Annotated in this window: 11 protein-coding genes; 5 read left to right on the top strand and 6 right to left on the bottom strand. The window is 67.9% G+C overall.

The features are described from left to right. The first annotated feature begins 53 nt into the window (after positions 1-53). The 5 genes from HNS34_RS06855 (at position 54) to HNS34_RS06835 (ending at position 14,088) form a co-directional block, all read left to right on the top strand. A complete protein-coding gene (locus HNS34_RS06855; RefSeq protein WP_172319305.1) occupies positions 54-6,389 on the top strand; it encodes a type I polyketide synthase in 6,336 nt (2,111 codons plus the stop codon). Then, positions 6,376-7,374: a glycosyltransferase family 2 protein gene (locus HNS34_RS06850; RefSeq protein WP_172319304.1), complete on the top strand. Its 999-nt coding sequence runs from the start codon at positions 6,376-6,378 to the stop codon at positions 7,372-7,374. Before HNS34_RS06855 ends, HNS34_RS06850 begins: the two co-directional genes overlap by 14 nt. Positions 7,375-7,377: 3 nt before the next feature. After that, on the top strand, positions 7,378-11,892 hold the full coding sequence (locus HNS34_RS06845) for a MupA/Atu3671 family FMN-dependent luciferase-like monooxygenase (protein WP_172319303.1): 4,515 nt from the start codon (positions 7,378-7,380) through the stop codon (positions 11,890-11,892). Next, on the top strand, positions 11,889-12,638 hold the full coding sequence (locus HNS34_RS06840) for a 4'-phosphopantetheinyl transferase family protein (RefSeq protein ID WP_172319302.1): 750 nt from the start codon (positions 11,889-11,891) through the stop codon (positions 12,636-12,638). Before HNS34_RS06845 ends, HNS34_RS06840 begins: the two co-directional genes overlap by 4 nt. A gap of 118 nt (positions 12,639-12,756) precedes the next feature. Further along, positions 12,757-14,088, top strand: coding sequence for a Wzz/FepE/Etk N-terminal domain-containing protein (locus HNS34_RS06835; RefSeq protein WP_172319301.1), 1,332 nt, complete (start codon positions 12,757-12,759; stop codon positions 14,086-14,088). Here HNS34_RS06835 and HNS34_RS06830 read toward each other — a convergent pair. From HNS34_RS06830 to HNS34_RS06805, 6 genes are all read right to left on the bottom strand, one after another. Beyond that, positions 14,082-15,158: a CpsD/CapB family tyrosine-protein kinase gene (locus tag HNS34_RS06830; RefSeq protein WP_172319300.1), complete on the bottom strand. Its 1,077-nt coding sequence runs from the start codon at positions 15,156-15,158 to the stop codon at positions 14,082-14,084. The genes HNS34_RS06835 and HNS34_RS06830 overlap by 7 nt on opposite strands. 86 nt (positions 15,159-15,244) lie before the next feature. Beyond that, positions 15,245-17,335, bottom strand: a complete 2,091-nt coding sequence (locus HNS34_RS06825) for an NAD-dependent epimerase/dehydratase family protein (RefSeq protein WP_172319299.1) — start codon at positions 17,333-17,335, stop codon at positions 15,245-15,247. 11 nt (positions 17,336-17,346) lie between these two features. After that, on the bottom strand, positions 17,347-18,312 hold the full coding sequence (locus HNS34_RS06820; RefSeq protein WP_172319298.1) for a glycosyltransferase family 2 protein: 966 nt from the start codon (positions 18,310-18,312) through the stop codon (positions 17,347-17,349). After that, positions 18,309-19,538 carry a glycosyltransferase gene (locus HNS34_RS06815; RefSeq protein WP_172319297.1) on the bottom strand — a complete coding sequence of 410 codons (1,230 nt, stop codon included), beginning with the start codon at positions 19,536-19,538 and terminating at the stop codon, positions 18,309-18,311. The genes HNS34_RS06820 and HNS34_RS06815 overlap by 4 nt, the downstream gene beginning before the upstream one ends. Next, positions 19,535-20,470 (bottom strand): NAD-dependent epimerase/dehydratase family protein, encoded by a 936-nt coding sequence (locus tag HNS34_RS06810; RefSeq protein ID WP_172319296.1) that lies wholly within the window; start codon positions 20,468-20,470, stop codon positions 19,535-19,537. The genes HNS34_RS06815 and HNS34_RS06810 overlap by 4 nt, the downstream gene beginning before the upstream one ends. Beyond that, positions 20,464-21,612: a Gfo/Idh/MocA family protein gene (locus tag HNS34_RS06805; RefSeq protein ID WP_172319295.1), complete on the bottom strand. Its 1,149-nt coding sequence runs from the start codon at positions 21,610-21,612 to the stop codon at positions 20,464-20,466. Before HNS34_RS06805 ends, HNS34_RS06810 begins: the two co-directional genes overlap by 7 nt. Between the last annotated feature and the right edge of the window lie 2 nt (positions 21,613-21,614).

Below are 21,614 nucleotides of genomic sequence, written 5' to 3'. Positions count from 1 at the left end.
CGGGCGAAATCTGCGCCATACTGTTCGAGGAACGATTTTGGATACGTCTTTCGATGAGTGACAGCCGCACCGACCAGGGCGTCGGAGAGAACGATATCGCCATTGTCGGAATGGCCGCGCACCTGCCGGGATCGGCGGATGTGGCGGCCTATTGGCGTGGCTTGCGCGAAGGCGTCTGCGCAATCACGCGGCAATCGCGCGAGGCATTGCTGGCGGCAGGCGAGGCCCCGCATCTGATCGACCGGCCCGATTACGTGCCCTTCGCCGCGACGCTGGACCGGTTCGACCATGTCGATGCGGAGTTCTTCGGCCTGTCCCCGAAAGAAGCCGCCATCATGGACCCGCAGCACCGCCAGTTCCTGGAGGTCGCCTGGGAGGCGATGGAACAGGCGGGCCATCCGCCCTCGAAATTCCCTGGTCCCATCGGCGTCTATGCCGGCTGCGGCATGGGCAGCTATTTCTATTTCAACGTCTGCTCCAACCCCGACCTGGTCGATCAGACCGGCATGTTTCTGCTGCGCCATACCGGCAATGACAAGGATTTCATGACCACGCGGGTGAGCCATATTTTCGATCTGAAAGGCCCCTCGATCAACCTGCAAACGGCCTGCTCCACCTCGCTGGTGGCGACGCATTACGCGGCACAGGCGCTTCTCATGGGCGAATGTGACATGGCGCTGGCGGGCGGCGTGACCATCGAATTGCCGCATGCGCGCGGCTATCTCTTCAAGGAGGGCGAGATTCTCTCGCCCGACGGGCAATGCCATGCCTTCGATCACCGCGCGCAAGGCACGGTCTTCGGCTCCGGCGCGGGCTGCGTCGTGTTGCGGCGCGCGGAGGACGCGATCCGCGACGGCGATCATATCTGGGCGCTTGTCAAGGGCTCGGCGATCAACAATGACGGGGCCGACAAGGCGGGCTACCTGGCGCCCTCGGTCGGCGGTCAGGCCGAAGCGATTGCCGAAGCGCAGGCCGTCGCCGGAACCCCCGCAGACACCATCGACTATGTCGAATGCCACGGCACCGGCACCTATCTGGGCGACCCGATCGAGGTTGCGGCGCTGACCGACGCCTTCCGGCGCACCACGCGGGCCGAGGGGTTCTGCCGCATCGGCAGCGTGAAGACGAATATCGGCCATCTCGACACGGCCGCCGGGGTGGCCAGCCTGATCAAGACCGCGCTCAGCCTGCATCACGGCGAGATTCCGCCGTCGCTCGGCTTCGAAAAGGCCAACCCGGCGATCGGTTTCGACGGCTCGCCCTTCCGGGTGAATGACAGGCTGACGCCTTGGCCCGAAACCGATCATCCGCCACGCGCGGGGGTCAACTCGCTCGGCGTCGGTGGCACCAATGCGCATGCCGTGCTGGAAAAAGCGCCCGCGCGCGCGGCGTCCGAGCCATCGGACTGGCCGTTCCAGCTGTTCTGCCTCTCTGCCCGATCCAAGGGCGCGCTGGAGGGCAATGCCGCCAACCTCGCGGCGCATCTGCGGGACCACCCGGAGCAAGACCTCGCCGATATCGCCTGGACGCTGGCAGAGGGCCGCCATGGTTTCGACCGCCGCCGCGTCGTGGTGGCCGCAAGCCATGAGGAGGCGGCGCAGCTTCTGGAGGAAAACGACCCCCGCCGCGTCTTCACCCATAGCGCGATGGAAGCGCCCGAGATCACCTTCATGTTCCCCGGCGGCGGCGCGCAATACGCGGGCATGGCGCGCGATCTCTACGAGACCGAGCCGGTCTTTGCCGACTGGATGGACAAGGGGCTGGACCTGCTGGCGCCCAAGCTCGATTTCGATATCCGCGCCGTCTGGCTGCCCGAGGCAGGCGAGGAGGCGAAGGCCGAGGAGCGGTTGCGCAAGCCGTCCGTCCAGCTTCCCCTGATCATGATCGTCGAATATGCGCTGGCGCAGCTCTGGATGTCCTGGGGCGTGGCCCCGAAGGCGCTGATCGGTCATTCCATGGGCGAGAACACCGCCGCCTGCCTGGCCGGTGTGATCGGCTTCGAGGATTGCATCGGGCTGGTGCATCTGCGCGGGCAACTGATGGACAGCGTGGAGCGGGGCGGGATGCTGTCCGTGGCGCTTTCGCCCGACGACTTGCGCCCCCATCTGGGCGAGGATCTGGACCTTGCGGCAGTGAATGGCCCCGCGCTCTGCGTCGCCTCCGGCCCCGATGCCGCGCTGGACGCATTGGCCGCGCGGCTCGATGCGCAGGAGATCACCAACCAGCGCATCGCCATCGACATCGCCGCCCATAGCCGCCTGCTGGATCCGGTCCTGTCGCGCTTTGGCGCCTATCTGCGCAAGATCACCCTGACCCCGCCGCAGATCCCGTTCATCTCGAACCGGACCGGCGCGTTCATCACCGACGCCGAGGCCACCGATCCCGACTACTGGGTGCAGCACCTGCGCGGCGCGATCCTCTTCGCGGAGGGGCTCAAGACCCTCGCCGCCACCCCGAACCGCGCCTATATCGAGGTCGGTCCCGGCAAGGCGCTGTCCTCGCTCGCCGGTCAGCACCCCGATATTGACGCGGGCCAGGTGCTCTCGACCCTGCGCCATGCCGATGACGACACGCAAGACGATGCCTATTTCCTGGCGCAACTGGGCCGGATCTGGGCCGTCGGCGGCCATTTCGACTGGGGGCAATACTGGGGCGCGGCGCGGCGCAACCGCGTTGTCCTGCCCACCTACGCCTTCCAGCGCAGCCGCTATTTCATCGAACCGGGGGCGGCGCGTGAGGTCAGCGACGACTGGCTGATGCGCAATGACGATCCCGACACATGGGGCTGGCGGCCCGTCTGGCAGCCCACCTATGCGCCCTGCGCGGTGGACGTGGCGGGCGACCTGGCCGATGCCCCGCAGGAGACCTGGCTGATCTTCTCCGATGATACCGGGCTGGCCGAGGCCGCCGCGAAACGCCTGTCGGAGGCGGGCCAGACCGTGACCCTTGTGCGCCCCGGCGATGCCTTCGCCAAGACGGCGGATGGCTACCTGCTGCCGCCCGAGCGCGGGCGCGAAGGCTATGACCAATTGCTGCGCGCGCTGGCCGCCGCCGACACATTGCCCACCCGCATCGCGCATCTCTGGCTGGTGACGGAAGGGACCGGCCACCGCCCCGGCTCCTCCTTTTTCCATCGCTGCCAGGAACAGGGGTTCTGGAGCCTCTTCTACCTCGCGCAGGCCTGGGCCGATGAGGGCAGCGGCCCCCTGCATATCGACGTGATCACCTCGGGCGCGACGCAGGTGCGGGACGAGGCCCTGCCGCATCCCGAGAAATCCACCATCATGGGCCCCGCCCGCGTCATCCCGCGTGAATTTCCGGGGCTGACCTGCGCCGTCTTGGACATCGACACAGGCGACAGGGACGCCGCGCTGGAGGAGCTTCTGAGCCCGCCCGCCAACCGCATCGCCGCGCTGCGCAAGGCGAAGCGATATGAGGCGACATGGCGTCCGACCTCTCTGCCTGGGGCCGAAGCGCTGGAGATCAGCGATCACCCCACCGTGCTGCTCACGGGCGGGTTCGGCGGCATCGGCACCTCGGTGGCCCATGCGCTGATCACCCGCCACCAGGCCCGGATCGTGCTGATCTCGCGCAATGCCCTGCCGCCGCGCGCGCGCTGGCAGACCCTGCTGGCCAATGCCGCGCCGACCGACCGCACCGCCGCCCGCATCCGCGCGGTGGAACGGCTGGAACAGGCCGGCGGCGAGGTGCTGACTCTCTCTGCCGATGTCTCCAATATCGAGGAGATGCGCAGCGCGCTGACCATGGCCGAGACGCGCTTCGGCAAGATCAGCGGCGTTGTCCACGCGGCGGGCGTGATCGACGACGCACCGATCCTGGGCAAATCCTCGCTGTCCATCGAGGATGTGTTCACGCCGAAGGTCCACGGGGCCCAGGTGCTGGATCAGCTTTTCCCCGATGGCGCGCTGGACTGGATGGTGCTGTTTTCCTCCAGTTCCACCGCCACCGCGCCCGCGGGCCAGGTCGATTACGTCGCCGCCAATGAATATCTCAACGCCTACGCCAAATCGCGCAAGGGCGACCGCACGCGCGTACTGGCCATCGACTGGGGCATCTGGTCCGGCGTCGGCATGGCCGCCGAGGCGATGCAGGCCCGCGTGGCCGAGCCGCCCGCGCCGGTGCCCGTCGACTTGCCGCTACTCGACGCTGCCGGGTTCGATTCCGGTGGCAACCGCGTGTTCATGGCCGCGTGGGTGCCGTCCGAGCGGTGGGTATTGGACGATCACCGGACCCGCGCGGGCGATGTGCTGCTGCCGGGGACCGGCTACCTGGAATTGGCCGCCGAAGCGCTGGCGGGGCAGGGTGAGGATCAGCCCTTCGAGATCACCGACCTGTGGTTCCTGCGCCCGCTGAACACGCCCGACGGGGCGGCGACGCAGATCCGCCTGACCCTGCCGCGTAGCGACAGGGGCTACGCGATGACGGTCGAGGCGGGCACGGGGCGCGGGTGGAGCGTGACCGCCGAGGCCGCGATCAGCCTGCTGCCGCTGACCCCGCCCGAGCCAATGGACATTGCCGCGATCGAGGCCCGGATGGGCCCGCCGATCCGCGCGCAGGAGGGCGCCTTGACCTCGCCTCAGGAGGGGCATCTGCGCTTTGGTCCGAACTGGCGCGTGCTGCGCGAAACGCGGCTTGGGGATGGCGAAGGGCTGGCCCGGCTCTCGGTCGATACCCCCCGCGACATGGGGCTGCATCCGGGCCTGATGGACCTGGCGACGGGATGGGCGATGGACCTGATCGCGGGCTATGATGGCAGTGCGCTCTGGGTGCCGGTCAACTACGCATCCGTCAAGGTTTTCAAACCACTACCCGGCGATGTTGTCAGCCATGTCCGCAATGCCGGGAGCAATGAGGCCAGCGCGCAGACCGCCAGTTTCGACATCACCCTGGCCGCGCCCGATGGCACCGTCTGCGTGGACATCACCGGCTTCACCATCCGGCGGATGCAGGGCGATATTCTTTTCGCCAGCGCATCTGCCAAAGCCAGTGAACCCACCGGCCCGCGCCCGCTCTCGCCCGCGGAGGAACGCCTGCGCCACACCCTCGCGCAGGGCATCCGCCCCGAGGAAGGGGCCGAGGCCTTCCTGCGCGCGCTCGCCTCGGATCATGCGCAGGTGGCGATCACCTCGCTGCCGCTCGATGCGCTGATCCGTCAGGCGGAGCAGGACAGTGTCGAGACCACCGGCGAGGCTGGTTTTGAGCGCCCCGACCTCGACAGCGATTTCGTGGAGCCCGAAGGCGAGATCGAGACAAAACTCGCGGGCTTCTGGCGGGATCTTCTGGGCGTGGGCCAAGTCGGGGCCGAGGACAGTTTCTTCGATCTCGGCGGCCATTCCCTGATTGCCGTGCGCCTCTTCGCGATGATCAGGAAGACCTGGGGGATCGACCTGCCGATCTCTGCCCTGTTCGAGGCGCCCACCATCCGCAAATGCGCCGATCTGATCGCCGCGCAGGGCGTCGACACAAGCGAGGCGCGCGCGCCGGCGGGCGAGGAGCCGCAACGCCGCTTCACCCACCTTGTCCCGATGCACCAGGGCGAGGGCGGGCCGCGCACGCCGTTCTTCCTGGTCGCGGGCATGTTCGGCAATGTCCTCAACCTGCGCCACCTGGCCCATCTTCTGGGCACCGACCGGCCTTTCTATGGGCTGCAGGCGCGGGGCCTGTTCGGCGACGCCGCGCCGCACCGCTCGATCAGGGAGGCCGCGCGCGACTACATCGCCGAGCTGCGCCAGATCCAGCCGCACGGGCCGTATATGCTCGGCGGGTTCTCGGGCGGCGGCATCACGGCCTATGAAATGGCGCGCCAGCTTTCCGAGGCGGGCGAGGAGATCGCGGCGCTGGTCATGCTCGACACGCCCTTGCCGCAACGCCGCGCGCTGTCCCGCGCCGACCGTATCGCGATCCAAGTGGCCGAGCTGAAGTCGGGCGGATTTGCCTATCCGTTCCATTGGCTTGCGCGCCGGATCAGGTGGGAGTTTGTCAAGCGGCGGGCGCAGGTCGATGCCACCGGGGACACGCCGCAATTCCACAACGCCGCCATTGAAGCGGCCTTCCTGGAGGCGGTCGCCGCCTACCGATTGGAGCCTTGGACCGGTCCGCTGACCCTCTTCCGCCCGCCGTTGCGCGGCAAGTGGCAGGTGGCCAGGGACCGGCTGATCAACTCGGAACGCGCCTATGTCACGCCCGATAATGACTGGACCGAATGGGCCCCCGCGCTGGAGGTCTGCGAGGTGCCCGGCGATCATGACAGCATGGTGCTGGAGCCCAATGTACGGGTTCTGGCCGCCCGCATGAAGCGCGTCATAGACGCCGCCGACCGCGCCCGTGATGTCGCGCAGGCCTGGGAGGGCAGCCATGCCGCGGAATGAGCCGGTGCTGCTGACCGTGATCCTGAACTGGCGCACGCCCGAGATGACGCTGCGCGCCACTGATGCCGCCTTGCGCGAGATGGAGGGGATCGCGGGCGAGATCACCATTGTCGACAATGACAGCCAGGATGGCTCGTTTGAGAGGATGCAGGAAGAGGTCACGGCGCGCGGCTGGTCCCGCGTGCGCGTCCTGCAATCGGGCCGGAATGGCGGCTTCGGCGCGGGCAACAATGTCGGCATCCGTGCCGGGATGGCGGATGGCACCGCGCCCGATTACATTTATATCCTCAACTCCGACGCCTTCCCCGATCCGGGCGCGATCCGGGCCTTGCTGACCCATCTGGAGGCGCATCCAAAGACCGGTTTCGCGGGCAGCTATATCCACGGCGAAGATGGCGATCCGCACCTGACGACCTTCCGTTTCCCCTCGATCGCCAGCGAGTTCGAGGGCGCGATCCGGTTTGGCCCTGTCAGTCGCTGGCTGAAGGCCCGCGCCGTGCCGGTGCCGATCCCCGAGGCGACCACGCGCGTCGATTGGCTTGCCGGGGCCAGCCTGATGATGCGGGCCGAGGTGCTGGAGGAGATCGGGCTGTTCGACGAGGGCTTTTTTCTCTATTTCGAGGAAACCGATCTCTGCCATCGCGCGAAGAACGCCGGGTATCCTACGGATTTCGTGCGGGAAAGCTCGGTCACGCATATCGGCTCCGTCTCGACCGGCATGAAGGAATGGCAGGCCGTGCCTGGGTACTGGTTCGCCTCGCGCAGGCGCTATTTCAGCAAGACGCATGGCCGCGCCTATGGTGTGCTGGCGACGCTGGCCCATGTCGCGGGGGGCGGCTTGCATCGCCTGCGCTGCCTGGTCACGGGACGCAAGCCCGCCGACCCGCCGGGTTTCCTGCGCGATCTGATCGCCCATGAATTTCGCCGGCCCGCGCCGCAAGCCCCCCGAACGCGGTCCGATACCGCGCCTGTGAACGGAGTATAGATCATGTCCTTTTCCGCCCTCATCATCGGCCATGACACGCTGGCGCTGAATTGCGCCCGTATGCTGCGCGAGGCGGACCACGAGATCCGCGCCATCGTCACCCGCCACGCCGCGTTCCGGGACTGGGCGGGGGCCGAGGGGATCGCCTGCAAGACGCCAGGCGAGGCGTTGGAGGGGGTCAGCGCCGATTGGCTGCTCTCCATCGCCAATCTTGACATCATCCCCGATGCGGTTCTCGGCCTTGCGCGCAAGGGGGCGGTCAACTTTCATGACGGCCCGCTGCCGCGCTATGCGGGGCTGAACGCGCCGGTCTGGGCGCTGTTGGACGGGGAGACCCGCCACGGCATCACCTGGCACTGCATCGCGGGCGGGGTGGATGAGGGCAATATCCTGGTCCAGAAGACATTCGACATCGCCCCGAATGAGACCGCTCTCAGCCTCAACACCAAATGCTTCGCCGCCGCGATGGAGAGCTTTCCCGACGTGATCGAGGCGCTGGCAGGCGATGCCGCCGAGGGTCGGAAGCAGGATTTGAGCGAGCGCAGCTATTACGGGCGTCACGACCGCCCCGTGTCCATGGGCGCGCTGGAGTTTTCCAACAATACAAGTGACTTGCTGCGCATTGTTCATGCGTTGGATCATGGCGACTATTGGAACCCCCTGACCTGTCCCAAGCTGGATGCGGGCGAGGCCGTCCTGTTAATCTCGGGCGCGGCACCCGCCGAGGGGTCCGACGATGCGGGCCGCGTGTTGGAGGTCGAAAAGACCAGCGCCACGATTGCCACGCGCGATGGCGCGATCCGGCTGACGGGCCTGCGTGCGGCGGATGGCGGGCCGGTGGATGCGACGGATATCCTGGCACAGGGTCAGGTTCTCGGCACCCCAACCCCGCCCGACCCGGATTTCGCGCAGCGCGCCGCCAAGGCCGATCCGTTCTGGCGCGCAAGGCTGCTGGCGATGCCGGATCAGGCCCCGCCCTTCCAGCCCGCCGCCGCGCCCGAGCCTTGCGAGGCGATGTTGAGCCTGCCATCGGGCATGGACCTGGACGAGGTGCGCGGACGTCTGGCGGCGCTTGCCGCGCGGATGGGCCTGACCCACCTGGCGCTCGGCACGCTGGACATCGCGCCGGGCTATCTCTGCCGCTGGCTGCCGCTGACGATCCATGCCGACGGCACGCTGGAGGAGGCCGCCGCGGCCCTGGTCGAGGAGATCGGGCTGGCCCTGGAGAAAGGCCCCCACGCCGCCGATCTGCCGGCCCGGATGCAGGCCCCGCGCGCCTGTCCGCCGATTGCCGTCTCCTCGGATGGCGACCCGGTGCCCGGTGCCGCGCTGAGCCTTTCTGCTGATTGCACCCGGCTGGTCGGCGACACGGCATTGGTCAGCCAGGCCGATATCGACCTTTTCGCCGCCCGGCTGGTTCACGTGCTGAACATGCGTGCGGAGACCGAGATCGCCAGTCTCGACATCCTGCCCGAGGCCGAGCGCCGCGACCTTCTGGAGGCCCGCAACGCCACCGACACGGAGGTCGATCCCACCTGCATCCACACCGCCTTCGAGGCGCAGGCCGCGCGCACGCCCGCCGCGGAGGCGCTGATCTACGAGGGCGAGCGGCTGACCTATGCCGCGCTCAATGCCCGCGCCAACCAGGTGGCGCATGTGCTGCGTGGGATGGGCGCGGGGCCGGGGGGCTTTGTGGGCTTGTATATGCGGCGCTCGACAGAGCTGCTGATCGGCGCGCTGGCCATTCAGAAGGCGGGCGCGGCCTATGTGCCGCTCGACCCTGAATATCCCGCCGACCGTGTCGCGCTCTATATCGCGGATAGCGGCGCGGGGATCATCCTGACCGAGGCCGCCCTGGCGCGCGACCTGCCGCCCAATGACGCGGCATTGGTCAAGATCGACAGTGACCCGCGCATCGCGGAGGCCCCCGAGACCAACCCGGAGAGCGGCGTCACCCCCGACGATCTGGCCTATCTGATCTACACGTCAGGCTCGACCGGCACGCCAAAGGGGGTGATGGTCGAACATCGCAATGTGGCCAATTTCTTCACCGGGATGGATGCGCGCATCGACCACGAAACTGGCGGCACCTGGCTGGCCCTGACCAGCCTCAGCTTCGATATCTCGGTGCTGGAGCTTTTCTGGACCCTCGCGCGCGGCTTCACCGTGGTGATCTCGGGCGATGAGAGCCGGACGATGGTTTCGGACCGCCCCATCGGGCAGACGGGACGGGGCATGGAGTTCAGCCTGTTCTACTGGGGCAATGACGATGGCGTGGGCCGCGACAAGTACCGGATACTGCTGGACGGGGCCGAGTTCGCCGACCGCAACGGGTTTTGCGCGGTCTGGACGCCCGAGCGGCATTTCCATGCCTTTGGCGGGCCCTATCCCAACCCCTCCGTCACTGGGGCCGCGGTCGCTGCGGTGACGCGCAACCTGTCTGTCAGGGCCGGTTCCTGCGTGGCCCCGTTGCATCACCCTGCGCGCGTGGCCGAGGAATGGGCCGTGATCGACAACCTGACCAACGGGCGCGCCGCGCTTGGCATTGCCAGCGGCTGGCAGCCGCATGATTTCGTGCTTCGGCCCGAGAACGCGCCGCCCAACAACAAGCCTGCCATGTATGACACGATCGAAAAGCTGCGCGCCCTCTGGCGCGGCGAGGAGGTCGCGTTTCCGATGGCCGATGGCACGCCGCACAAGGTGATGACGCAGCCGCGCCCGGTGTCGAAAGAACTGGCGATCTGGGTGACCACGGCGGGCAATCCCGACACCTGGCGCGAGGCGGGCGAGATCGGCGCCAACGTGCTGACCCATCTGCTTGGCCAGGACGTCGCCGAGGTGGGCGGGAAGATCAAGATCTACCACGACGCGCTGCGCGCAACGGGCCGCGACCCCGCCGATCACCGCGTCACGCTGATGCTGCATTCCTACGTCGCCGGTAGCCGTGAAAAGGCCCGTGAGGTGGCCCGCGAGCCGATGAAGGATTACCTGCGCTCGGCCGCCGGGTTGATCAAGCAATTCGCCTGGGTCTTTCCGGCGTTCAAGAAGCCCAAGGGCGTCGACAACCCGATGCAGCTGGACCTCGGCACGCTGGACGAGTCCGAGTTGGAAGCGATCCTCGATTTCGCCTTCGAGCGCTATTTCAACGACAGCGGCCTCTTCGGCACGGTGACCGATTGCCTGGCCCGCGTCGAGCAGCTCAAGCGCATCGGTGTTGATGAGATCGCCTGCCTGATCGACTATGGCATCGCGCGCGACACGGTGCTGGAGGGGCTGCGCCCGCTGGCCGAGGTGCTGCGCCTCTCGAACATGGGCGACGCGGTGGAGGAGGGGGACTACTCCATCGCCGCGCAGATCATCCGCCATGACGTGACCCATCTGCAATGCACGCCCTCGATGGCGCGGATGCTGGTCGGCAATGACGAGGCGCGGCGCGCGCTGGCCCGCGTCAATCACCTGATGATCGGCGGCGAGGCGCTGCCGGGCACGCAGGTGCGCGATCTGCGCGCGGCGACGGAGGCGCGGATCCAGAACATGTATGGCCCGACCGAGACCACGATCTGGTCGACCACCGCCCCGGCGACGGAGGCCCCGGTAAACGGCATCGGAACGCCGATTGCCAACACGCAGGTCTATGTGCTGGACGAGGCCATGCAGCCAGTGCCGACGGGCATCGCGGGTGAGCTTTACATCGGCGGCGCGGGCGTGGCGCGCGGCTATTGGCAGCGCGACGACCTGACGGCGGAACGGTTCGTGGAGAACCCCTTTGGCGCAGGGCGGCTCTACCGCACCGGCGATCTGGCGCGCTGGCGGGCGGAGGGGGGGCTGGATTTCCTCGGCCGTGCCGACACCCAGATCAAGCTGCGCGGCTACCGCATCGAGATGGGTGAGATCGAGACCGCGATGGAGGGCTTTGCCGGGGTAAAGCAGGCCGTTGTCACGGCGCGCGAGGACAGCCCCGGAAACGTCCAGCTTGCGGGCTATTACCTGGCCGATGGGGTCGTGGACGAGGGCGCGCTGGCCCGGTCTCTGGCCGAGGTGCTGCCCGCCCATATGGTCCCGGCGCGGTTCATGAAGCTCGACGCCTTCCCCCTGACGCCCAACAAGAAGATCGACCGCAAGGCGCTGCCGGAGCCCGTCGCGCGGCGCAGTGCCAGCGTCACCCCGATCGCGCAGCAGCGCGGCACGGTGGGCCAGGTGGCGGCGATCTGGTCGCGCATCCTGGGTGTGGCGGATATCGGGCCGCAGGATCATTTCTTCGACCTTGGAGGCCATTCCCTGCTGGCGGTACAGGCGCATCGTGAGATCCGGGCCGAGTTGGGGGCCGAGGCGCTCTCCATCACCGACATCTTCCGTTTTCCGGTGCTGTCGGCGCTGGCGGCCCAGATCGACAAGCTGAGCGGCCCCTCCACGCCCGACCCGGTGCCGGACAGCCAGGCCGAGACGCGCGCGGCAAACCGCAGCGAGGCGATGTCGCGCCGCAGGGCGATGCGCGCGGCGCGGGGCGGGCGCGGATGAGGGGGGGTGTCGCTGATCTGGCGCATGCGCTCGGGGGCCGGATCGGCATCGGTCAGGCGCGGCTTGGCGACGGGGACGATCTGCGCCCCGAGGAAAGCTTGGCGATGGCGCGCGCCACACCCGCGCGCCGGGCCGAGTTCGCCGCTGGACGCAGCGCTGCACGGGCCGGTTTGCAGGCCATCGGGCTGGTGCCCTTGCCCATCCCCATGGCCCCCGACCGGTCGCCCATCTGGCCGCGCGGCGTGATCGGCTCGATCAGCCATGACGGGGATCAGGCAATGGCGATTGTAACGCGGTATCAAGGCGTTGCGGGGCTGGGGCTGGACATGGAGCCGCATGAGGATTTGCCGTGTGACCTGTGGGAAACCGTCCTGACCCCGGCGGAGACCCGCTGGCTGTCGATGCGCGATGCGGCGGCGCGCGGCCCCCTCGCGCGGATGATCTTTTCCGCCAAGGAGGCGAGCTACAAGGCGCTCTATCCCCTTACGGGCGCGGTCGTGGGGTTCGATGCCATGACCATTCTCCCTGACCCTGATCGGCGTCGGTTCACGGCGCGTCTCAATGTCGGGTTCGGCCCATACGGCCCCGGCACGGAACTGACCGGCCATCTCCTGACCCATGCCGACAGGATCGTGACCGCGCTGGTCTTGCCCCCGGCGGACGAATGTGGCCAGAATAGGGCCGCGATCCCGGATATGGAAATGCAATGTTTCCACGCAAATCCCCCCGAAGCCTTGGAAATTTGACGATACTTCATCTAAATTGAGGCATTGGCAGGGCAGCCCCGGGGGCAGCGCGCCAGGCCGAGATCGTATGTCAGGGGCGTGCGCGCCCCAGGACGGCTCGGATAAAGGAGCAATCGGCATGGGTCCGATTACATCGCTGCGCGACATCCCGCGCATCTTGAAGCGGCAATGGCGCATCGTCGCCCTGATCGTGCTGATCGGGTTTCCGCTGGCGTTGAACTATGCGCTCAGCCAGCCGCGCGTCTACGAGGCGACGGCGGTGATCCAGATCGAGGCGGCGCAGGTGGTCGAACGGCTGGCGACGCAATCGGGCGGCGGCACCGGCGCGCTTGACCCCGATAGCGAGCTGGACCTGATCGAACAGCAATTGATGTCGCGCGATCATATCCTGTCGGTGCTGGACCAGTTCGACCTCTGGACGGACGGTCGGAGCATGACCGAACGCGTGGCCTTGCTGCGTGAGGCCGTCTCGATCGTCAAGCTGATCGACCAGCAACAGGCCTGGCGGCCCGATGTGCACCCCTCGGGCCTGGTCATCACGGTGCGGCTTGGTGATCCGGATGTGGCTGCCGATGTGGCCAACGTGTTCCTTGACCGCGTGCTGGAGGAGGCGGAAGAACGCACCTCGGGCCGAACGGCGGCGACGCTGGAGTTTCTTGTCGCCGAAGAGACCCGGCTTGGCACCGCCATCGACGCGCTGGAATATGAGTTCTCGCAATTCCAGCAGGAGAACGCCGGATCATTGCCGGCCGCGATTGCCACGCAACGCACCCAGCTGGCCAGCCTCATGCAGAGCCGGATCGAGATCGAGGAGGAGATCATCGAGCTTGAGAACGCCTCGGGTCGCCTGCTGGCCGAATCGCAACAACGCAGGGCCGAGTTGCTGAACCAGCGCCTGGCATTGGTCGTCGATGCAATCATCGAGCTTGAGGCCGCAATTGCCGCCGCCCCCGAGGTGCAGCGCCAGATCAACGCCTATGAGCGCGAGATCGCGCAACTGCAGGGCGAGATGGAGGTGATCACCTCCAGCCGCGCCGAGGCGGCGATGAACCAGCTTCTGGACAGCCGCAACCAGGCCGAGCGTTTCGAGGTGCTGGAAACCGCCATCGCGCCGGAATTTCCCGTCTCGGCCAGCCGCCGCAAGATCGCGCTGGCGGGGGCCGTGGTGGTGACGCTGCTGGCGCTTGGCACGGCGCTAGCCATCGAGATCCTCGACGGGCGCATCCGCAGCCCCGCACAGCTTGAGCGTGAATTGGGCGTGACGCCGGTTGTCGCCATCCCCAACCTGCGCACCCGTCACGACATCCGGCGCGGGCGGCTTATCTGGATCGGGGCGCTGGTGGCCATCGTCGCGGGGCTGGCGGCGCTGGCGCGCGCGCTCTGGCGGAGGATCGCGGAGAACCTGCCGGCAATGCAGACACGGCTGGCCGGGTTGCGCCGGGGTCAGTAGCCGTAGGAATAGCCCGCCGACGCGTCGACCTCGGCCTTGTTCATGACGACGCCGAGGATGGGCATATCCTCGCCCAAGCGGCTCTGCACCTCGCGCATGTCGCGGGCGCGGGTTTCGCCGCCGCCGACCACGATCAGCACGCAATCGAGATGCGGACGCAACGCCAGAACGTCATCCATCGCCAGCGCGGGCGGCAGGTCGAAAAGGACCAGATCGGCCTGTAGATCGGTCTGCATCCGCGCGATGACCTCGGCCGAGCGCGGGTTGGCGAACAATTCGGAGGCGAAGGGCTCCACCCGGCCATTGACGCCAAGCGCCAGCCGGTCGCCGATATTGAGCATGTTGGGCGCGAAGGTGGAGAGATAGTCCTCGGCCCCGATCTCACCGCGCAGGAAATCGGCGGTGGCGGGCATGTCCTTGAGGCCCAGGATCCGCGAGAGGCCGGGCCGGTGCAGGTCGAAATCCAGCAAGACGGTGCGGAAATCGCTGAGCCGCGACAGGCTGACCGCGAGGTTGATGGCGGTGAAGCTCTTGCCGCAGCCCGCCGTGGGCGAGGTGATGCCGACCCGGTGCCAGCCCTTGTCGCGCATCGCCTGGATCATCCGCGTGCGCAACACGTCAAAGGCGGCGTGGGCCGGGTCGTGGCGGTTCGCGGTGATGACGAGGTTGCGCTCCATCCGGGCGGGATCGACGGGGATGCGGGGCAGGCGGTTCCAGAGGTTCGGCTGCGGTGTGCGTTCGGCGGCGGCCTGGGGTGCCGGTTCGGCAGGGGCCTGCTGGGTAGGTTCGGCAGGGGACTGCGCGGCGGGTGCGGGTTCGGCAGGGGCTTCGACCGGTGTAGCTGCGGGCGCTTCCTCCACCGCCACCGGGGAGATCTCGGCCTGCACCTCCGGCGCATCCTCGACCCGGTCGGTCAGGGGCAGGGGGGCGTCGTCCTCCTGCTCCGCCTCATCCGGGATCGGTTCCTCGCCCTCGATCAGCGCCGCGCGCAGGCGCTTTTCCAGCTCGCGCCGCGCGCGTTCGCTGTCGCTCAGGGCGTCGTCGCCGGGGCGTGTCCTGTCTCTGCTCATCTCGGCCTTTACTTTGTCGTCATTGGGCGGCCCGCGCCATGCGGCGCATCCTGCCCGGTGATCTTGGCAGAATTAAGCCGGTTTTCTCATATTCCAAACAATCGCGGCCCGTCGATAGCACGATCCAGGAAGGCCGCGCGGTCGGGTTCCGGCTGCCAGTTCAGCGCCGCCTTGGGATGGCTGTTGTCGAACCGGGCCAGATGCGCGCGCGATTTCCAGTCGGCAAGCGAGGGCCGCACCGCATCGCTTCGCCCAAGCGCATACCGTTTCAGCGCGTATTTGACAGACCCCGCCAGCCAGAGCCCGGTCAGATGCCCGGTGGAGACGCGTATCCCTGCATTCAGCCGCGCATGGATCGCGTCGAAATAGTCGCGGGCCGACAGCATCTGCTCTCCGGTCAGGTTGAAGCTTTGCCCGATCGCACCCGGCGCGTCCATCATCGCAATCAGCCCATCCGACAGGTCATCGGCCAGCACGAAGGGCAGGATATTGCGCCCGTTGCCCCAGAGCTTGACCGCCCCCGGCCCGTGCCAACGCCCGATGCCCCAGTGCTGCAACGGCCCGTCGCCGCCCACCACGATGCCGGGGCGCGCGATGATCAGGGGCAGGCCACGATCGCGCTGCATCCGCGCAAGCCGCGCCTCGCATTCGGCCTTGGAGCGGGCATAGAGGTTGCGGTTTTCCGTGTCGCCGAAGGGGGTCTTCTCGGTGATGACAGCCCTGGGGTCGGACATGTCGTAGCTGGCGATGGTGCCGGTATAGATCAGGCGGCTGACGCCTGCCTGCAACGCGGCCTCGCCGATGCGCATGGCGGTGCCGACATCGTTTTCCAGCGCCGAACCCCACGTCATGTCCATGGATTTGGCGAGGTTGTAGACAGTGTGGATGCCGTCCATCGCCTGCGCAATCGCGCCTTGGTCGCGCAGATCCACGGGCATGATCTCGACGTGATCGGCAATGTCGCTGAACGGCCCGTGCCGCCCTCGGCTGAGCACCCGCACGTCATGGCCGCGGGCCACCAGCGCGCGGGTGAGGTTGCGCCCGACATAGCCGGTGCCGCCGATGACCATGACGCGCGGCTTGGGCGTGCCCTGCGGGATGGCGGGCGCGGGCTGTGCGGGCAGGCGGGCCAATGTATCCTCGATCCCCTGCATGACCATGCGCGCCGAGGCCCCCGAGAATCGCCCATCGACCGGGCGACCGGCGGCCAGATCGGCATAGACCGTCGAAACCATGCCGCGAAAGCTCTGCCCGTAGGGGGATTTGCGGTTGAGCGAGGCCAGTTGCAGGGCGGCGTTGCGCAGGCCCTCGCGCAGGTGCCCGCCCGCTTGGCCAAGCGATTTGCGCAGCGGGTTCAGCACCAGGTCGGCGGTGTTGTCGCGGCTGGTGACAGCCGTATCGGCGGCAAAGTCCAGCCGTGCCATGCCAGTGGAGCCACGCACGGTAACGCTGCGGTCGTCGGTGGTCTCGACAAGGCTGAGGTGAAAGCTGACATCCACGCCGCCCGCGCGCGCCAGGATGCGCCAGCTTTGCGGTCGGGTCTCGCCGCCCGGCAGGGTCACGGGCTGCCCGGTCTCCAGCGCGCGGATCTCCAGCGGGCCGAGCAGATCGACCGCGAAGGAAAAGGGGTGCGGCCCAAGCTCCAGCAGCAGGTTCTTCGCCTCGCGAAGCAGCCACAGCCCGTAAGGCCCCGAACGCAGGGGGGAGAGCGGCAGCGCCCAGGTGATATGAACCGAGGATATGCGGCCAAGCGTTCCGGAGGCCACTTGATCCTTCAGGCGCAGATAGCGCGGCAGGCCGAGAAAATTATGCCCCGCGATGAAAGACGTGCCCGAGTCTCGCGCGGCCGTCTCGATCTCCTCGACCTCCGCCACGCTCAATCCCACGGGCTTTTCCACCAGCACATGCAGACCGCCGGACAGGCACTCCACGGCAATATCGCGGTGCAGATCGGGCGGCGTCAGGATATGCACCGCGTCACAACTGCTGCTGGCGATCAGGTCGGGAACGCTGGTGAAAACCTGCGCGCCATGGGCCTCGGCCAGGGGATGCGCCGCCGCCGCATTCCGGTCGCAAATGGCGGTGATCCGCACACCTTTCGTGGCCTTCAGTGCGGTGGCGTGCCAATCGGCGATGTAGCCAGCCCCAATCAGGCCGACGCGGATGGGGGAGGGCATTGCCGGACCTCTCACTTGTACTCGATGATCTGCATATCCGCCCCGCGCCGCTTGCGCAGGTGGAAACGGGCCATGCCGATCAGGTTGGGAAATTTCGAGAGGCTGAGAAAAAGCGCCTGATGCGCCGCCAGCCCCGTGGCCATGCCGGCCTGCCGCAGCCCGAGCCAGGTGCGCAAATACGATCCGAGATAGACCGCGACAACGCCAAGCAACAGCCAGGGCGTGATGAATGCGCCGATGAGGGCGAGGGCGGGCAGGATCAGCGCGAAGACCAGCACCCGCAACCTCTCGCGCGTCAGGTGGTTCGGGTGCAGCGCGCCAAGCTGCGCGAAGCCGTGGCCGTTGCGCACGGCGCGCTGCCACCATTGTGAAAACCGGTGCATGTCGGCGTCGTGGCGGGTCATGTCATGCGGCAGGCGGAGGAGCGTATAGCCGGACATGGCGACGCGCAGGCAGAACTCGTCATCTTCCGCCGCGATGACCTCTGGATTGAAGCCGCCCGCCGCCTGGAACGCCTCTGACCGAACAAGCATGTCGCCGCCGCAGGCCGTGATCGGGCCCGCCGGACGCTGCCATTCATGGTCGCAGATGGCGTTGTAGATGCTGGCCTCGGGCGCGATCTCCCGCCGCCAGCCGGTGACGATGCCAAGCTGCGGGTCGGCCTCGATGGCGGCAAGTCCCGTCTCCAGCCAGCCTTCGACCAGCACGCAATCGCCGTCGATGAAATGGATGAAATCGGGCAGGTCTTCGCCCAGGGCCGCGACGCCTGCATTGCGCGCGCGAGCGGCGGTGAAGGGGGTGTCCTGGTCAAGCTCGACCACCTTGATGCCGAGGCTGCGGGCAAATTCAACGCTGTCATCCGACGATCCGCTATCGACATAGATGATCCGTGCATCTGCCCCTTGCAGGCTGGTCAGGCAGGCGCGCAGGCGCTCGCCCTCATTCCGGCCAATGGCGATGATGGCAAGCTTGGTCATGGGTGGGCCTCCGGGCGTTTGTCATACGGCAGGTCGGGGCCTGCGCGCAGCAGATGCGCCAGCCGCGCGGCCTCGGTCCCGATGTCGAACCCGGCCTCGACGGCGGCGCGGCCCGCTTGGCCCATGGCCGTTCGGTCGGACCTCATCACCTGCTTGATGGCCTGCGTCAGGGACGCCACGTCGCCCGGCGGCACCAGGAGGCCGGACACACCGTCCTCGACCAGTTCGCTGACGCCACCGACGCGGGTTGCAATGACGGGCAGGCGCGCGGCCATTGCTTCCATCAGCACCACGGGCACACCTTCGGCAAAGCTGGGAAGGACAAGGCAATCGGCATAAGTCAGAAGGGCCGCGACCTCGGTTTGCGAGAGGTAGCCCGCGAATTCGACGGCCTCCGACAGGTCCAGCGCGCGGGCCCGGTCCAGCAGCGCCTCACGATCCGGGCCGTCGCCCACGAGGGTCAGGCACAGATCGGGCAGGCTCTCGCGCGCCGCGGCCAGTGCTTCCAGCAGCAGCGGCACGCCCTTGACCGCATCCAAGCGTCCGACAAAGGCCAGGTGATGCCCGTCACGCGGGCCGGACGCGTCATAGCGGGCGGGTTCCACCCCGCAATGGACGATCTTGAGCTTCGGCCAATGGGCCTGGTCCGAGAACAGCATCGCCTGCGCACGGGCGAAATCGCTGATGCAGGCGACAAAGCGCGCGCGGGCGATCTTCTCGTCCAGCCGCCAGTGCTCGGGCGCGAAAAAGATGTCGGGGCCGTGCAGGGTGAAGCTGTAGGGGATGCCCGAGAGCTGGCTGGCCAGCATCGCGACGGTGCAACTGGATTTGGCGATATGGTTGTGCAGATGGGTGACGCTCTCGCGGCGCAGGTGATGGGCCAGCACCAGCGCCTCGGCGAAATAGACCAGGTTATAGGCGCGCCCGCGCAGACCCCTGGGGGCCGTGCGCCAGGCCAGCGCCAGCGCCTTGAAGTATCGGGCGGGGCTACGCAGGGCGGAGAGCTTCGCGTGGGCGAGCGTCCAGAGGTTCAGCGCACCCGCGAGGACGTGGAAGGTGCGCGCGGCCTCGGCCTTCTGCTCCTCGCCGACAAGGTGCGCAGGCCCGGTGCGACGGATCGAACAGGTCAGAACGTCGAAGCCAAGGCCGCGCAGGGCGGCGACTTCGCGCTGGATGAAGGTGTCGGTGGCGCGGGGGTATTCGCCGGTGAGATAGGCGATCTTCATTGGGCCTCCAGCGCGGCGGCCATCAGCGCCTCGAAGCCCGGTTGTTCGGGCAGGTCCAGCGCGGCCTCGGCTTTCGCGGCGCTCCAGCCGACGGGTTTCATGCGCGCGTGCAATGTGGCTTGCCGCAACAATCCGGGGCGGCGCCGACCCGGCAGATGCGCGGCGATCCGGTCGAGAGCGTGCCAGCTCACGGGCAGCACCAGTTTCGGCCAGCCGCCGGCCTGCAACGCGGCCAGGTAGCGCGCGCGGTCGGGCAGGTCGTGGTCGAGGATGTTGAGCGGGTTGGCGCCGCTCGGGACAAGCTCCGTCGCCGCGACCAGCGCCGCCGCGGCGCGGGTGATATGGGCCAGCGGGATCTGCCCGTCGCGGGCGAGGCGGATCAGAACCGGCCCCTTCGCCACCCCGAGATGCGCATTCCACAGCCGCCCCGGCCCCCAGACCGCGCCGATGCGCAGGATCGTGGCGGGGCAGGGGCCGCCGATCGCGACATGCTCCTGCGCCAACTTGGCGCGGGTATAGGCGTCACGGTGTTTCAGGTCGGTTTCAAGCGGGCTGTCCTCGGTGATGACATGGCCCTCGGGGATGGATTTCAGCCCGTAGACAGAGACCGAACCGGCCAGCACGATATGCGCGACGCCCGCCACGCCCGCCGCCTGCACCAGCCGTTCGGTGGCGGTGACCGTATCGCGCTGCATCGCGGCCTCATTACCGTGCATCGCTGCCGCGCAATGCAGCACGGTGTCCACATCCTTCAGCGCCAGGGTCAGGTCGTCGGTGGCCAGGTCGGCGCGGGTGACGGTCAGGCGGTCTTGCGGCTCGAACGGCGCGCCGCCGCGCAGCAGCGCGCGCACGCTATGCCCACGTTCCAGCGCCCGTGCGACCGCCGCCCGCCCGATATGGCCCGCGGCCCCGGTGACAAGGAGGGTCAGCACGCCCATGGCATCGGCTTCATCTTTTCGCAAGACGTGGTCATCTCGTGCACGCCCGTCTTCTGGCAGGCCAGCGTCACCTCGGTCAGGTGCAGCGCGTAGTCGCCCGCCAGACGCGAGGGGCGGCGGGCGCGGATCGCCTCAAGCATTTCCGCCGGTCCAAGCGCGAAATTCATCGCCGCCGCGCCCTTGCGGGGCAGGTGGGGATGGGTCGGCCCGGGCAGCCGGATGCGCTTGGCGACCGGGCTTTCCAGCAGACGCCGCCGGATGCGCAGCCGCTTGCGGTGGCGCACGGGCGCGGCGTTGTCCCAGGCCTTGTCGATCTGCAACACGCCGTCATCGCCGACGATGCGCAGCCGGTGATCATGCGGCGCGGCGATGGAACAGGTGAGCCGCGCGACGGGGCCGGAGGCAAAATAAAGCATGGCGACCGAGACATCCGGGGCGCAGTCCTTGAGGCCCCGCTTGGCCGGGATGACCTCGGCCGTGGCCGTCACCACGCGGGTCACGGCGCCGAAATGGGCGATCAGCCACGACAGGTAATAGCCCGCATGTTCCAGCGTGCAGCCGGTGCGAAACTCATCCGCAAAGGGCCAGGGCGCGCCGCTTTCGCTGATCCAGGCCTCGACCGGGGCCTGCGGGATAAAGCCGTCATCCAGCTCGGCATAGATCAGGCGCGGGGTGCCGGGCAGGCCGTTGCGCAAGGCATGGCCCAGGGTCTGCGCGGCCTCGCCCAGGACCGAGGAGGGGGCCGTGGCCAGTTGCACCCGGCGTTCGCCCGCCAGCGCGCGCAGGGATTTCGCGGTGTCGAGATCCAGCACCATCGGCTTTTCACTGAAGACATGGCGGCCTGCCTCAAGGCTCGCGCGGATTACGTCGGCATGGGAGGTGGGGTTGGTCAGGTTGAGGATCAGACCGCCGGTGGCCAGGGCCGCGCCCATGTCGGGCAGGGCGGGGATGGACCAATGCGCGCAAAAGGCGGCCATGCGCTGTGCGTCGTGATCAAAGGCGCCAAGCACCTGGATTTGCGGGAAAGTCCTGAGCGACCGCATATAGAGATCGGCCACGAAACCGCAGCCGATCACGGTCACACCCTCAGGTGTCCCGCGCGCGCTTGCGCTGGTTCGCTGCGTCTCGCCTGCCATGT

The organism is Alterinioella nitratireducens, from assembly GCF_013155465.1.
Lineage (GTDB): Bacteria > Pseudomonadota > Alphaproteobacteria > Rhodobacterales > Rhodobacteraceae > Alterinioella > Alterinioella nitratireducens.
The sequence above is the reverse complement of the archived record's forward strand: the minus strand, read 5'-3'. Positions and strand labels throughout refer to the sequence as shown.

Excerpts from the sequence above, each read along its gene's own strand:
- HNS34_RS06855 (WP_172319305.1), top strand. The coding sequence starts at position 54 with ATGAGTGACAGCCGCACCGACCAGGGCGTCGGAGAGAACGATATCGCC.
- HNS34_RS06850 (WP_172319304.1), top strand. The coding sequence starts at position 6,376 with ATGCCGCGGAATGAGCCGGTGCTGCTGACCGTGATCCTGAACTGGCGC.
- HNS34_RS06845 (WP_172319303.1), top strand. The coding sequence starts at position 7,378 with ATGTCCTTTTCCGCCCTCATCATCGGCCATGACACGCTGGCGCTGAAT.
- HNS34_RS06840 (WP_172319302.1), top strand. The coding sequence starts at position 11,889 with ATGAGGGGGGGTGTCGCTGATCTGGCGCATGCGCTCGGGGGCCGGATC.
- HNS34_RS06835 (WP_172319301.1), top strand. The coding sequence starts at position 12,757 with ATGGGTCCGATTACATCGCTGCGCGACATCCCGCGCATCTTGAAGCGG.
- HNS34_RS06830 (WP_172319300.1), bottom strand. The coding sequence starts at position 15,158 with ATGAGCAGAGACAGGACACGCCCCGGCGACGACGCCCTGAGCGACAGC.
- HNS34_RS06825 (WP_172319299.1), bottom strand. The coding sequence starts at position 17,335 with ATGCCCTCCCCCATCCGCGTCGGCCTGATTGGGGCTGGCTACATCGCC.
- HNS34_RS06820 (WP_172319298.1), bottom strand. The coding sequence starts at position 18,312 with ATGACCAAGCTTGCCATCATCGCCATTGGCCGGAATGAGGGCGAGCGC.
- HNS34_RS06815 (WP_172319297.1), bottom strand. The coding sequence starts at position 19,538 with ATGAAGATCGCCTATCTCACCGGCGAATACCCCCGCGCCACCGACACC.
- HNS34_RS06805 (WP_172319295.1), bottom strand. The coding sequence starts at position 21,612 with ATGGCAGGCGAGACGCAGCGAACCAGCGCAAGCGCGCGCGGGACACCT.